The 13,332-nt window shown below is 61.1% G+C and carries 12 protein-coding genes; 10 read left to right on the top strand and 2 right to left on the bottom strand.

Going from position 1 to position 13,332, the window contains the following annotated elements:
- Positions 1 to 70: 70 nt before the first annotated feature.
- Positions 71 to 907: a cytochrome c oxidase subunit II gene (coxB, locus tag BLT75_RS10900; protein WP_093030976.1), complete on the bottom strand. Its 837-nt coding sequence runs from the start codon at positions 905 to 907 to the stop codon at positions 71 to 73.
- A 177-nt stretch (positions 908 to 1,084) separates the two neighbouring features.
- On the opposite strand from coxB, the gene tldD reads away from it, so the two are divergent.
- The 5 genes from tldD (at position 1,085) to BLT75_RS10875 (ending at position 8,243) form a co-directional block, all read left to right on the top strand.
- The gene (tldD, locus tag BLT75_RS10895) at positions 1,085 to 2,506 is read left to right on the top strand and encodes a metalloprotease TldD (RefSeq protein WP_093030973.1); all 1,422 of its coding nucleotides are present in this window, start codon (positions 1,085 to 1,087) and stop codon (positions 2,504 to 2,506) included.
- A gap of 222 nt (positions 2,507 to 2,728) precedes the next feature.
- Positions 2,729 to 3,892 carry a DNA-processing protein DprA gene (gene dprA, locus BLT75_RS10890; protein WP_093030970.1) on the top strand — a complete coding sequence of 388 codons (1,164 nt, stop codon included), beginning with the start codon at positions 2,729 to 2,731 and terminating at the stop codon, positions 3,890 to 3,892.
- Between the two features lie 235 nt (positions 3,893 to 4,127).
- A complete protein-coding gene (gene topA / locus BLT75_RS10885) occupies positions 4,128 to 6,779 on the top strand; it encodes a type I DNA topoisomerase (protein ID WP_093030966.1) in 2,652 nt (883 codons plus the stop codon).
- Positions 6,780 to 6,909: 130 nt separating this feature from the next.
- Positions 6,910 to 7,614, top strand: coding sequence for a CoA transferase subunit A (locus BLT75_RS10880; protein ID WP_093030963.1), 705 nt, complete (start codon positions 6,910 to 6,912; stop codon positions 7,612 to 7,614).
- Positions 7,614 to 8,243, top strand: coding sequence for a CoA transferase subunit B (locus BLT75_RS10875; RefSeq protein ID WP_093030960.1), 630 nt, complete (start codon positions 7,614 to 7,616; stop codon positions 8,241 to 8,243). Before BLT75_RS10880 ends, BLT75_RS10875 begins: the two co-directional genes overlap by 1 nt.
- A gap of 44 nt (positions 8,244 to 8,287) precedes the next feature.
- Here the strand turns inward: BLT75_RS10875 and BLT75_RS10870 are convergent, their stop codons facing one another.
- On the bottom strand, positions 8,288 to 9,133 hold the full coding sequence (locus BLT75_RS10870; RefSeq protein WP_093030957.1) for a lytic transglycosylase domain-containing protein: 846 nt from the start codon (positions 9,131 to 9,133) through the stop codon (positions 8,288 to 8,290).
- Positions 9,134 to 9,487: 354 nt separating this feature from the next.
- Between BLT75_RS10870 and BLT75_RS10865 the strand changes: the two genes are divergently transcribed.
- The 5 genes from BLT75_RS10865 to BLT75_RS10845 all read left to right on the top strand — a co-directional run bounded on the left by BLT75_RS10865 (position 9,488) and on the right by BLT75_RS10845 (position 13,227).
- Positions 9,488 to 9,676 carry a hypothetical protein gene (locus tag BLT75_RS10865; RefSeq protein ID WP_093030954.1) on the top strand — a complete coding sequence of 63 codons (189 nt, stop codon included), beginning with the start codon at positions 9,488 to 9,490 and terminating at the stop codon, positions 9,674 to 9,676.
- 89 nt (positions 9,677 to 9,765) lie between these two features.
- Complete coding sequence (locus tag BLT75_RS10860; RefSeq protein ID WP_093030951.1) at positions 9,766 to 9,954, top strand: Flp family type IVb pilin; 189 nt, start codon at positions 9,766 to 9,768, stop codon at positions 9,952 to 9,954.
- A 171-nt stretch (positions 9,955 to 10,125) separates the two neighbouring features.
- On the top strand, positions 10,126 to 10,983 hold the full coding sequence (gene cpaB, locus BLT75_RS10855) for a Flp pilus assembly protein CpaB (protein WP_093030949.1): 858 nt from the start codon (positions 10,126 to 10,128) through the stop codon (positions 10,981 to 10,983).
- 194 nt (positions 10,984 to 11,177) lie between these two features.
- Positions 11,178 to 12,584 (top strand): type II and III secretion system protein family protein, encoded by a 1,407-nt coding sequence (locus BLT75_RS10850; protein WP_093030946.1) that lies wholly within the window; start codon positions 11,178 to 11,180, stop codon positions 12,582 to 12,584.
- A gap of 16 nt (positions 12,585 to 12,600) precedes the next feature.
- Positions 12,601 to 13,227 (top strand): OmpA family protein, encoded by a 627-nt coding sequence (locus BLT75_RS10845; RefSeq protein ID WP_176827939.1) that lies wholly within the window; start codon positions 12,601 to 12,603, stop codon positions 13,225 to 13,227.
- Positions 13,228 to 13,332 lie beyond the last annotated feature (105 nt).

Below are 13,332 nucleotides of genomic sequence, written 5' to 3'. Positions count from 1 at the left end.
GGCGAAAGCTGCGCGATCTCCGCGCAGCCTGTGTCAGTCTGGTTTCGGCAGGTGACCTGCCGGAAACGGATCAGTTGGAGGCTACCTGGAAGGACTGCGGAACGCCCGCATACTCTTCCTTGGCCGACTCCAGCCACTTGGCGTATTCCGCCTCGCTCACGACCTTGACCGTGATCGGCATATAGGCGTGATCCTTGCCGCAAAGTTCGGAACACTGGCCGAAGTAGACGCCTTCCTTTTCTGCAGCGAACCAAAGTTGCGCCAGACGGCCCGGAACGGCGTCCTGCTTCACACCGAAAGCCGGAATGGTCCAGGAATGGATGACATCGGCGCCAGTCACGCTCATGACCACGACCTTGCCGACCGGGACCACGACGGCGGTGTCGGTTGCCAGCAGGTATTCATCCTCGGAATAGCCGTGCTCGGCCAGCGAATCCTTGGCCAGCAAGAAGCTTTCGAAACCGAAGCCCTCGTCGGTGTACTCGTATCCCCAGTACCACTGGTAACCGGTTACCTTGATGTGAATATCGGCATTCGGAATTTCCTGGTTCTTGAACAGAACCGGCAGCGAGAACGCCCCGATGAACACCAGGATGATGATCGGGCCAACGGTCCAGAGAACTTCAACCGGGGTGTAGTGCGAGAACTTGGCAGGGTTCGGATTCGCGCGGCTGTTGAAACGCACGATACACCAGACCAGAAGGCCGGCGACCATGATACAGATGGCAGTGATGATGATCAGCACCATATGGTCGAGCGACTGCAACTCGCGGGCCAGCTCGGTAGCAGCCGGCTGGAACCCCATGGCTGCATCCGTCGGTTTCCCGATGATTTCAAGTTCCTGCGCCACGGCCGGGAGACCGGTGAATGTGGCGAGAAGCGCCGAAAGCGTCAAAGCGTTCTTCATGTTCTGTCCTGATCGTTTGATCTTTGCGTCCCTGAACGGGCAGATAGTGAATCAAATCCACTCCGCCCGTTGTCTTTGGTCGCGTTAAAAATCATATTCCGGGGGGCAGATAAAGCAAAATGCTTGCGTCAAACAGACGCTATTTTTGATCTGGATCAAACGACGAGGCCGCAATCCATGGCGCAAGACCCTTTCCGCCCCTTTGAAACATCGCTTCCGCTGGACGAGGCACTGTCCGTTCTGCGGCAGTCCACCCATGGCGCGGATGACGGCGAAATCTTCGTCGAACGGCGAAAATCCGAGGCGCTCAGCTTTGACGACGGCCGCCTGCGATCGGCCTCCTACGATGCCTCCGAAGGTTTCGGCCTGAGGGCGGTTTGCGGCGAAGTGGCCGGTTACGCACATTCGACCGAGGTCTCGATACCGGCATTGCGGCGCGCGTCGGAAACGGCGCGATTGGCCGTCGAGGCGGGTGGCGGCACCCTTGCGGCGGCTCCGCAACCGACCAACAGACATCTTTATTCCGAAGATGATCCCATCGACTCCGCCCCTTTCCCGGTAAAGATCGAGACTTTGCGCGAAATCGACGCGTTTGCGCGGGATCTCGATCCAAGGGTCGTTCAGGTGTCCGCCTCGATCGCGGCCAGTCTACAGGAGATCGAGATCCTGCGACCCGACGGCGTGCATTTGCGGGATGTCAGGCCGATGACCCGCGTGAATGTGTCGGTTATCGTCGAGCGCAACGGACGCCGCGAAAGCGGCAGCGCCGGTGGCGGCGGCCGGATCGGGCTGGATGGGCTCATCGCCCCTTCGTATTGGCAGGCGCAAGTGCGCGAGGCCCTGAGAATTGCCTTGGTAAATCTCGACGCCGTACCCGCACCCGCGGGCGTGATGGAGGTCGCCCTGGGGCCGGGATGGCCGGGCATCCTGCTGCACGAGGCGATCGGTCACGGGCTGGAAGGCGATTTCAACCGCAAGGGAAGCTCCGCATTTGCCGGGCTCATGGGGCAACAGGTGGCGGCGCGGGGCGTCACCGTCGTCGATGACGGCACCCTTCCCGACCGGCGCGGTTCGATCACGATCGACGACGAGGGCACACCTTCGGGCCGGACAGTGCTGATCGAGGACGGAATTCTGACCGGCTACATGCAGGACCGTCAGAACGCCCGCCTCATGGGAGTCGCCCCCACGGGAAATGGCCGACGTCAGAGCTATGCCCACAAGCCGATGCCCCGCATGACCAACACACTGATGCTCGGCGGCGATGCCAACCCCGCGGATCTGGTTGCCGAGATCAAGAACGGCATCTGGGCAGTGGGCTTCGGCGGCGGCCAGGTCGATATCACCAATGGAAAGTTTGTTTTCTCCTGTACCGAGGCCTACCGCGTCGAGAACGGCAAAATCGGTGCCCCCGTGAAAGGGGCCACCCTGATCGGCGATGGCCCTTCGGCGCTGAAACGGATCCGGGGGCTGGGCAACGACATGGCGCTCGACCCGGGCATGGGAACCTGTGGCAAGGACGGTCAATGGGTTCCGGTGGGCGTCGGGCAACCGACGGTCTTGATGGACGGGCTGACGGTCGGCGGTTCGGCGGCATGACAGACGGCACGGCAAGGTAAACGCAGTTGGCCGGGTTTTCCGTCCGAATTGCCGCGCAAGATCCCCGTCACACCTCCACTCGGATGATAAAATCTCTTGTTTTCAATCGCTTGACTTAAAACCTCGGGCATTCCGAAAAAAAGTGCCGAGAATTTGTTTTGATTCACCGCCTGTTAACAGGCCGGGTTGTAAACCTGTTCTTGCAAACAGGCGGAGCGACGGATGACCGAGGAACAGTTTTCTTCCTATCACCCCCCACTCCCACCCACCACGGAAGAAGACCGGTTTTCGTGGCTTCGCCTTTTGCGCTCGCGCAGGGTTGGTCCAACCACTTTCCGACGCCTCATGCACGAGCACGGTTCGGCGCAGAATGCCCTGGCCGCATTGCCTGAAGTGGCGCAAGCCGCCGGGGTCGAGGGATATGAAATATGCCCGCCCGGCATTGTCGAAGCAGAACTCAAGGCTGCAAAAGCCGCGCAAGCGCGGCTTTTGTGCCTGGGTGACAGCGATTACCCCGAGCATCTGGCGGAACTTGCCGATGCTCCCCCATTGCTTTGGGCCATCGGCAACGTCTCGCTTCTGCAACGCCCATCCATCGCGCTTGTCGGAGCGCGCAACGCTTCGTCGCTGGGGACGCGCATGGCGCGCGCGTTGGCGCATGATCTCGAGTCTGCAGGCTACACGGTCATTTCCGGACTGGCACGCGGCATAGACACTGCGGCCCATCTGAGTTCCCTGCCCTTCGGTACCATCGCCGTCCTGGCCGGCGGCGTCGATGTCATTTACCCCGCCGAGAACATGCACCTTGCCGAAGATATCGGTCGCCGGGGGTTGCGGCTGTCGGAACAACCGATGCGGCTTGCCCCGCAGGCCAGGCATTTCCCACGCCGCAACCGCATCATCTCCGGCCTGGCGCAGGCTGTGGTGGTGGTAGAAGCGGCGGCCAAATCCGGCAGCCTGATAACCGCGCGCGATGCGCTGGATCAGGGACGCGAAGTCCTGGCGGTCCCCGGTCACCCGTTCGATGCCCGTGCAGCGGGCTGCAACATGCTGATCCGCGACGGCGCGACACTGGTCCGCAACGCGGAGGATGTGCTTGCCGCCCTGCCGGCAAACCCGCCCGCCCCGCGTCGGCAGCCCGCCGGAGCGGAAACCGGTCATCCGCCACAGCGCACATCGGGACCACAGGCCAAGCGCAGCCTGCGTGAAACCGCAAGGCTGCATATGCAGATCCTGGACCGGCTCGGGCCTTCACCCGTTGCCGAAGATCAACTCATCCGTGATCTTTCCCTGCCTCCCGGCGAGATCGGGCCGGTCCTGGTCGACCTGGAACTTGATGGCAAGATCAATCGGCAGGCCGGCGGCCTGCTTTCGCTCGCGACCTGAACATTCGGCGCACGGGGTTCCGGCAAATGGCGCCGGACTGCCCGCCTCGTCCACCCTTCATGAATCGGCGCCCTAGCCGGCACCGCCGCAAACCGGCCCGCCGGATTGCCTGAAAACCCGACACTCGGACTGTGCAACCGTGCCGAAACGGCACAGATTGACAATCTGGTCTTGCACGCCACATGTTGCCCCGCCATAGAACGCGCCGTGTCCGATGAATGAGGTTTTCAGATAAATGCCTGTTGTTGTTGTAGAATCCCCTGCCAAGGCCAAAACGATCAATAAATATCTCGGTTCGGACTACACGGTTCTGGCATCATATGGTCATGTGCGCGACCTGCCGGCCAAGGACGGATCGGTCGACCCCGAGCATGATTTCGACATGACCTGGGAGGTGTCGGCGGACAGCCGCAAGCATGTCAAGGCGATTGCCGACGCGCTTGCCAAGGACAACGCTCTGATCCTCGCAACCGACCCCGACCGCGAGGGCGAAGCGATCAGCTGGCACCTTCAGGAAGCCCTGACCAAGCGCCGTTCGATCAAGAAGGACACCGCTGTCAGCCGGGTGACGTTCAACGCAATCACCAAGGATGCGGTCAGCAAGGCGATGGAGCATCCCCGCCAGGTCGACATGCCGCTGGTCGAGGCCTACCTGGCCCGCCGGGCGCTCGACTATCTGGTGGGATTCAACCTGTCGCCCGTGCTGTGGCGCAAGCTGCCGGGCGCGCGCAGCGCGGGACGAGTGCAATCGGTCTGCCTGCGCCTGATCGTCGAGCGCGAGATGGAAATCGAGGCGTTCAAGCCCGTCGAATACTGGTCGGTCAAGGCGCTGCTGGAGACCCCCCGCGGTCAGAGCTACGAGGCGCGGCTGGTCACGCTGGCGGGCACGAAGCTCGACAGGATGGACCTGACGAACGCCACGCAGGCCGAACTGGCGGTGCAGGCGATTACCAGCCGGGCGCTGACCATCCAGTCGGTCGAGGCGAAACCGGCCGCGCGCAACCCGTCCGCCCCTTTCATGACCTCGACCCTGCAACAGGAGGCCAGCCGCAAGTTCGGCATGGGTGCACGCCAATGCATGAGCGCGGCGCAGCGGCTCTATGAGGCCGGGCACATCACCTACATGCGGACCGACGGGATCGACATGGCACCCGAGGCGGTTGCCGCCACCCGCGACGCGATTGCCGACAGGTACGGTTCGGAATACGTGCCCGACAGCCCGCGCATGTACAAGAACAAGGCGAAGAACGCGCAGGAGGCGCATGAATGCATCCGGCCCACCGACATGCGCAAGGATGCCACCGCGCTCAGGCTGAAGGACGAGGACCAGCGCCGTCTCTATGACCTGATCTGGAAGCGGACCATCGCCTGCCAGATGGCGGCAGCCCGGCTGGAGCGGACCACGGTCGAGATCGGCAGCGCCGATGGCCAGGTGGGCCTGCGCGCCACAGGTCAGGTGGTGCTGTTCGACGGGTTCCTGCGCGTTTACGAGGAAGGTCGCGACGATGTCGAAGGCGACGACGACGCCCGCCTGCCGCAGATCATGCAGGGGGAAAAGGCCGTGTTTTCCCGCACGTCTCTTGCAGAACAGTTTGCCAAGGCAACCGGCACTGCATCCGTGACCGAAGGCACCCAAATCGCCAAGGAGGCGATCCTATCCGAGAACGAGTCGGTGCTGGCGCTGCAGCACCACACCCAGCCGCCGCCCCGCTATACCGAGGCGACGCTGGTCAAGCGGATGGAGGAACTGGGCATCGGCCGGCCCTCGACCTATGCCTCGGTCATCACCACGATCCAGGACCGCGAATATGTCCGCAAGGACAAGAACCGGCTGATCCCCGAGGAGAAGGGGCGTATCGTCACCATCTTCCTTCTGAACTTCTTTCGCCAGTATGTCGGTTACGAGTTCACCGCCAATCTGGAAGAGCAACTCGACGACGTCAGCGCCGGATCACGCGATTACAAGGACCTGCTGAGCCGGTTCTGGCGCGACTTTTCAGCCGCTATCAGCGAAACCTCGGAACTGCGCATCTCGGAAGTGCTGGACAAGCTGGACGAGGCGCTTGCCCCGCAGTTGTACCCCCCGCGCGAGGATGGATCCGATCCGCGGATCTGTCCCAAATGCGGCACCGGGCAACTGCACCTGAAAACCTCGCGTACCGGCGGATTTGTCGGCTGCGGCAATTACCCCGAGTGCCGGTATACCCGCCCGCTCAGCGGCGATGCCGACGAAAGCGGCGAAAGGATGCTGGGCGAGGATGCAGGCGACGAGATCTGGCTGAAATCGGGGCGTTTCGGCCCCTATGTGCAGCGCGGCGAGGTCAGTGAGGACAACAAGAAACCGCCCCGCGCCAGCCTGCCGCGCGGCTGGTCCGCGGATGATCTCGATCTCGAAAAGGCGCTCATGCTGCTAAACCTGCCGCGTGAAGTGGGCCCGCATCCGGAAGACGGCGCAATGATCGAGGCCGGGATCGGCCGGTTCGGACCATATGTGAAGCATGGCTCGCTTTATGCCAACCTCAAGGAGGTGGACGAGGTCTTTACCATCGGGATGAACCGGGCGGTCGAAGTCCTGGCCCAGAAAGCTGCCGGCCGTGCCGGGCGCGGCGCGGCTGCAGCTCCGCTCAAGGAGTTGGGGGAGCATCCGGAACTGGGCGGCGCGGTCAATGTTCTCAGCGGACGGTACGGACCCTATGTCAAATGGGAAAAGGTCAACGCAACCCTGCCCAAGGATGTGGAACCTTCGGATGTCACAATGGAGATGGCAGTACAGCTGATCGCGGAAAAATCCGCGAAATCCGGAGGCGGCAAGAAAACCGCGAAAAAGGCCGCATCCAGCAAATCTTCTGCCAAGAAGACTGCGGCCAAGAAGGCCCCCAGTTCCTGAGCTTGCACTGACCCGGTCCCCGGCCGGGTCATTTCGTTAAGTAGAAATACCCCCCGGTGAACGTCTCATTGACAGCGCGATGACGTGGCGGCAAAACCTGCGCAATCACCAAGTCATTGGGGGAGTTTCCATGAAGAAAATCTATGCCAACGCCACCGAAGCGCTCGACGGGGTGCTGCGGGACGGCATGCTGATCGCGGCGGGCGGGTTCGGCTTGTGCGGCATTCCCGAGTTGCTGTTGCAGGCGATCAAGGAATCCGGCGTCAAGGATCTGACCTTTGCGTCGAACAATGCGGGGGTCGACGATTTCGGCATCGGCATCCTGTTGCAGACCCGGCAGGTCAGGAAGATGATCAGCTCCTACGTGGGCGAGAATGCCGAGTTCATGCGCCAGTATCTCTCGGGCGAACTGGAGCTTGAGTTCAACCCGCAGGGCACCCTGGCCGAGCGCATGCGCGCCGGCGGTGCGGGCATTCCGGGCTTCTACACCAAGACCGGCGTCGGCACCGTGATCGCCGAAGGCAAGGAGCACAAGGAGTTCAACGGCCAGACCTATATCCTCGAGGAAGGCATCTTTGCCGACCTGTCGATCGTCAAGGCCTGGAAAGCCGACGAGACCGGCAACCTGGTGTTCCGCAAGACCGCGCGCAACTTCAACCTGCCGGCCGCCACCTGCGGCAAGATCTGCGTCGCCGAAGTGGAAGAGATCGTGCCGACCGGCTCGCTCGACCCCGATTGCATCCACCTGCCCGGTATCTACGTTCATCGCCTGATCCAGGGCGAGCATGAAAAGCGCATCGAGCAGCGCACCGTGCGCAAGAAGGAGACCGCATAATGGCTTGGGACCGCAACCAGATGGCCGCCCGTGCGGCGCAGGAACTGCAGGACGGCTGGTACGTGAACCTCGGCATCGGCATTCCGACGCTGGTGTCGAACTACATCCCCGAAGGCGTCAACGTGACCCTGCAATCGGAAAACGGCATGCTCGGTATGGGCCCCTTCCCGTTCGAGGGCGAAGAGGACCCCGACCTGATCAACGCGGGCAAGCAGACCATCACCGAACTGCCGCAGACCGCCTATTTCGACAGCGCGACCTCTTTCGCGATGATCCGTGGCGGCAAGATCGCCATGGCGATCCTGGGCGCGATGGAAGTCTCCGAGAACGGCGATCTGGCGAACTGGATGATCCCCGGCAAGCTGGTCAAGGGCATGGGCGGCGCGATGGACCTGGTGGCCGGCGTGGGCCGAGTTGTTGTCGTCATGGACCACGCCAACAAGCATGGTGAATCCAAGGTGCTGAAGGAATGCACCCTGCCGCTGACCGGCAAGGGCGTGGTCGACCGCATCATCACCAACCTCGGCGTGCTGGACGTCGTCGAGGGCGGGTTGAAGATCGTGGAACTCGCCGACGGTGTCAGCGAAGAGGAGTTCCGCGCCGCGACCAACGCAACCCTGGTCAACTGATCGGGTGAAAAATCCTAAAGGCCCGCCCCTGCGGCGGGCCTTTTCTATTGCAGGGCCGTGAACACACACCCATCGGTGATCAGTTGCGGCGGCGTTGCACACAGGCCCCGCGCCACCTGGTAGGCGGCCAGAACTTTGGGCACGTAGTCGCGGGTCTCGGCATAGGGCGGAACGCCGCTGTGCTTACGCACGGCGCCTTCGCCCGCGTTGTAGCCGGCCAGAACCATGACCGGATCGCGCCCGAACTCCCCCATCAACCAATCCAGATATTTTACTCCGCCTGCAATGTTCTCGTCTGGCGAAAGGCTGTCGGTCACGCCGAAACGCGCGGCTGTATCCGGCATCAGCTGCATCAATCCTTGCGCTCCCGCACGGCTGACCGCATCCGATTTGCCGGCCGATTCGACAGCGATCACCGCCAGGACCAAAGCCGGAGACACCTCGGTCCCGATCGTCGAACGCAGGATGGAACGACCCTGCGCACGTGCGATGTCCTGCAAGGCCTGCATTCGCGGCGCATCCACGCCGCCGCTGGTCAAGGTCCGCAGGATATCGTCCAGGCGCGCCGGGGTCGATTGTTCCAGAGATGGGGAAACCTTGTCCCAGAACCAGGCATAACGCCCCAACCTGTCGGGCGTCGGAGCAACCCCGGCGACCTGAACTTCGTCCGTTTCCGTCGCTTCGACCGGTCGTGCGCTGCGGCCAACCGGCGCCCGCGCATGCTCTTCTGCGGTGATCTGCACATCGACTCGCGGACGGCTGCCCGGCGCTGGCGCCTTGATCCGTTTGGGCTTGACCTCGGGAAATGGCGGTGGCGTGTCGGCCGACACAACAACAGGTTCAACCGCCAGGACGAATCCCGCAATCAGCGAAAGGTATCTGAGGGCCATCTGCTCGCCTCTAGATATGTTTTTTCAAGTATTTCTGCTCAAACACGGCGCCAAAAGCCAGAAAAACCTGCACAAATACGGCGATTTTGCCTCATTTGAAGCCTTTGCGCATCGGCACAACCAATGCATGAAATCCTTTTCAACTTTTTTTTCATTCAAAAACAATTGCTTATACGAAAAGTGAGGGAAAAGTTAAGCGCGTGCCGAAAAATTCTGGTTTTGGCCCAAATCCTGCCACGGCTGACCGGCAAATATACATCCATACCGCGACGGACATGAGCCAACGAGAGAGAGCAGGTTCAGACGGACGGCGAGGTTGAGAGACAATCTTGTGATCCTTAGGAGGGACTAACCATGATCAAGTTCATCAAAAACTTCCGCAAAGACGAAGATGGCGCAGTGACCGTTGACTGGGTCGTGCTGACCGCAGCTGTGGTGGCCCTGGCCGCCGTCGCCTACAACGGCATCTCGAGCGGCACTGGCACTCTGTCGACCGCCATCAACACCGAACTGAGCGGCGTGACGCCGTCGACCGGCCTCTAATAGGCAGGCTCGCCAAATCAGAACGGGGCCGCGTCTTTGAACAAAGACGTGGCCCTTTTTTCTGAATTAAACGCGACGGAGGTACTGCCATGCTGAAACGCTGCAAACTTTTTACAAAAGACGAAGACGGCGCCGTCACGGTCGACTGGGTGGTCCTGACCGCTGCAGTCGTGTCTTTGGCTGGAATTGCATACTCAGCCATCAATGGTCCGACCGGAGACGTTTCTACGGCCGTATCAAATACGATTGGCGGGGTGACGGTGAGTTCGGGTCTCTGACTGACCTGAACCCCACCAGGCCACAAAGCTTCAATTGGTCTCAGTAGGCCAGCAACCGGCCTGTTGAAACCCTCATTCTGACACAATTGAAGCCTATGAATACCGAGCCGAACCCCGCCGCCGGCAACAGTCGTTTTGCCGAAATGGCGGGTACAGAAAAGAGGTGATAGGATGCGAGCAGTATTTGGACTTGTCCTCATCGTGGGTATTGCACTCGCCGGTGGCGCGGTGATGATGGCCCGGAACTATATTTCCGCATATCAAAGCGAACTCGCACGCGAGCGCCAGGCCCGCGCCCAGATCGTTCCGACACAGGAAGTCCTGGTTGCAGCCCGGCCGCTTCGCTATGGCGAGCGCCTCACCAAAGAAGACGTCCGTGTCGTGAAATGGCCCGTCAATGCCATTCCCGAGGGTACGTTCACCGATTCCTCTCTACTTTTCCCAGAACGCGAAGAGGAGAACCGCTTCGTTCTGCGTGCCATCGAAAAGGATGAGGCGATCATGGTCGTCAAGGTGACCAAGCCTGGTGAAGACGCCGGTTTGACCTCGCAACTGGAACGCGGCATGCGCGCTTTTGCAATCAAGGTCGACGTTGCCTCGGGCGTATCCGGGTTTCTGCGCCCGGGTGACAGGGTCGATGTGTACTGGACCGGCGGCCTGAAAGGTATGCTGGAGGGTACGCAGGGCGAAATTACCCGCCTGATCCAGAGCAGCATCCAGATTGTCGCCGTGGACCAATCCGCCGGGGGCGACGTGACCGGAGCAATGATCGCGCGGACCGTGACGGTGGCAGCGCGTCCGGAACAGGTAGCGGCCCTGGCACAGGCCCAGACCACCGGACGTCTGTCTCTGGCACTGGTCGGTGTCGATGACGATACCGTGGTATCTGCAGTCGAAGTCGATCAGCGCAGCCTGCTGGGCCTTGGGGAATTGAAAGCCGCGCCCGAAGCAGTCGAGGAAAAGGTCTGCACCATCCGGACCAGACGCGGCGCCGATGTCGTGGATATCCCGATCCCGTGCACGAACTGATGCAAAATCTTCGAAACGACATGACAATCGGTCGCGGAGTACCGCGGCCGATTTTTTCGGTTGTTGCTCAATCCACACATAAACATCGAACGCAAAAGCATTGATTCTTGCAAAAAAACGGCAGGTCGCGCACACTATGGGAAAGATCGGGCGAAAAGACCCGCACCTGAGGCGTGATCGGAAAGGCAGGTCACATGAAAATTGACGCATTGATCAAGGCGGCAGTCGCCGGGTTCGCGCTGGCATGGACACCCATGGCTGACCCGGTATGGGCGCAGGACCTGCGCGTAGTCAAAAAGGGCATGGCCGAAACGCTGGACGTTCCGATGAACCGGGCGATTGTCGTGGAAAGCGAAACTCCCTTCGCAGAGCTTTCGATCGCGAACGCGGGCATAGCCGACATTTCTTCGCTTTCGGACCGCACGATTTACGTACTGGGCAAATCGCCCGGCCTGACGACCCTGACATTGTTCGATGCCGGGGGGCGGCTGATCACGAACGTTAATGTGCGCGTTTCGGCGGATGTCACGGAATTCAAGGAGCGCCTGAAGCAGATCCTGCCGAACGAGCGGATCGAAGTGCGCACCGCCAATGACGGTATCGTTTTGTCCGGAACGGTAACCAGCGCCGCGCGCCTGCAGCGGGCGCTTGATCTGGCCGAACGCTACGCGCCCGAGCGCGTTTCGAACCTGATGAGCGTGGCAGGCGTGCAGCAGGTCATGCTCAAGGTACGTTTTGCTGAAATGCAGCGCGCCGTATCGAAATCCCTGAGCGCCTCGCTGGGCGTCAGTGGCGGCAACGCGATCGGCGGCATCAACACCCTGAACAATCAGCCCGCCTTGAACAATGCGCTTGGCGGCAACATCCCTCCGCTGAACGCAAACACCGGAGCGATTCTCTTTGGCTTCAGCGCGGGGGCCACTCAGGTCCGACTGCTTCTCGAGGCTTTGGAAAGAAAAGGGGTCGCTCGGACCCTGGCCGAGCCCAACCTGTCGGCGCTTTCCGGTCAGGAAGCCAAGTTCCTTGCCGGCGGCGAGTATCCCATTCCTGTTGCACAGCGTGATGGGCTGTTCTCGGTCGAGTACAAACCCTTCGGCGTAGAGATGACCTTCATCCCGCGTGTGGTCGATGGCGATCTGATCAACCTCGAACTGCTGGCCGCGGTATCTTCGCTTGATCCCAACAATTCCGTTACGGTGAACGGGTTTGACATTGCCGCCTTCCAGCGCCGTGAAACCTCGACAACCGTCGAGTTGCGGGATGGAGAGAGCTTTGCCATCGCCGGGCTGATCGAAGACGAATTCCTGGACAACAACTCGCAACTTCCCTGGATCGGCGACGTTCCGGTGCTCGGCGCCCTGTTCCGCAGCGCAAACTATCAGCGCTCGCAAACGGAACTCGTGATCATCATCACCGCGCATCTGGTTTCGCCTACCAGGGGCGAGGCGCTCGCGCTGCCGACCGATCGGGTGAAGCCGCCGAGCGAGACAGATCTGTTCCTGCGCGGCAAGACAACGCGCACGGAACGCGCCCGTAGTGGTGCCGCGTCCGAGGTAGCTCGCCAGGATTTCAGCGGCTCTTACGGCTACGTGTTGGAGTAATCGGAGGATGGGACCGATGCGGAACTGGATGATCTGCCTGGGCGTTGCCGGAACTGTGTCCGCCTGCGGACTGGAAGCCGGATACCAGGTTGACTCGGGCACATTCGGCAATGCGACGCTGAACAATGTCCAGATGATGAACGGCGAACGCAGCTATGCACAGACATTGGCTGACCGCTTCGCCCGCGAAGTGCCGACCCAGATCAATTTCGCCTTTGACAGCGCCCAGTTGGACGCGTCGGCGCAGCAGATACTCACGCTGCAGGCGGACTGGATCAGGCAATTCCCCGAAGTGCGGTTCCGAGTCTATGGCCACACTGACGCGGTAGGCTCCAATGCCTACAACAATAGCCTTGGGATGCGCCGCGCGCAGGCCGTGGTCTCGTTCTTTGCCAGCCGCGGAATCAGCCGTTCACGACTTGAGGCGGCCGTTTCCTATGGCGAAACACAGCCGCTCGTTGCGACCAGTGAACGCGAACGCCGTAACCGGCGCACCGTTACCCAGGTGTCCGGCTTCCTCGATCGCCATCCGAACATTCTCGATGGCAAATATGCTGAAGTCATCTATCGCGAATATATCAAGAGCGCAGAGCCGAAAACCTCGCTCAAGATCGAAACTACCTCCAGCGCCTTCGAACAATAGGGTTGAATTGGGCGGCATCGTCGCCCCATTCCCTACAATTGGTTCTTTTCGGCCCAAATCTCGCCCAACTTACCCGCGACATTGCTTTCAATAGGTGACGTGCGA

Source organism: Ruegeria marina, from assembly GCF_900101475.1.
GTDB lineage: Bacteria > Pseudomonadota > Alphaproteobacteria > Rhodobacterales > Rhodobacteraceae > Ruegeria_B > Ruegeria_B marina.
This window is presented reverse-complemented; position numbering and strand designations above follow the sequence as displayed.

Bases quoted from the DNA above. Each gene is read 5' to 3' on its own strand.
- coxB (WP_093030976.1), bottom strand. From the start codon at position 907: ATGAAGAACGCTTTGACGCTTTCGGCGCTTCTCGCCACATTCACCGGT.
- tldD (WP_093030973.1), top strand. From the start codon at position 1,085: ATGGCGCAAGACCCTTTCCGCCCCTTTGAAACATCGCTTCCGCTGGAC.
- dprA (WP_093030970.1), top strand. From the start codon at position 2,729: ATGACCGAGGAACAGTTTTCTTCCTATCACCCCCCACTCCCACCCACC.
- topA (WP_093030966.1), top strand. From the start codon at position 4,128: ATGCCTGTTGTTGTTGTAGAATCCCCTGCCAAGGCCAAAACGATCAAT.
- BLT75_RS10880 (WP_093030963.1), top strand. From the start codon at position 6,910: ATGAAGAAAATCTATGCCAACGCCACCGAAGCGCTCGACGGGGTGCTG.
- BLT75_RS10875 (WP_093030960.1), top strand. From the start codon at position 7,614: ATGGCTTGGGACCGCAACCAGATGGCCGCCCGTGCGGCGCAGGAACTG.
- BLT75_RS10870 (WP_093030957.1), bottom strand. From the start codon at position 9,133: ATGGCCCTCAGATACCTTTCGCTGATTGCGGGATTCGTCCTGGCGGTT.
- BLT75_RS10865 (WP_093030954.1), top strand. From the start codon at position 9,488: ATGATCAAGTTCATCAAAAACTTCCGCAAAGACGAAGATGGCGCAGTG.
- BLT75_RS10860 (WP_093030951.1), top strand. From the start codon at position 9,766: ATGCTGAAACGCTGCAAACTTTTTACAAAAGACGAAGACGGCGCCGTC.
- cpaB (WP_093030949.1), top strand. From the start codon at position 10,126: ATGCGAGCAGTATTTGGACTTGTCCTCATCGTGGGTATTGCACTCGCC.
- BLT75_RS10850 (WP_093030946.1), top strand. From the start codon at position 11,178: ATGAAAATTGACGCATTGATCAAGGCGGCAGTCGCCGGGTTCGCGCTG.
- BLT75_RS10845 (WP_176827939.1), top strand. From the start codon at position 12,601: ATGCGGAACTGGATGATCTGCCTGGGCGTTGCCGGAACTGTGTCCGCC.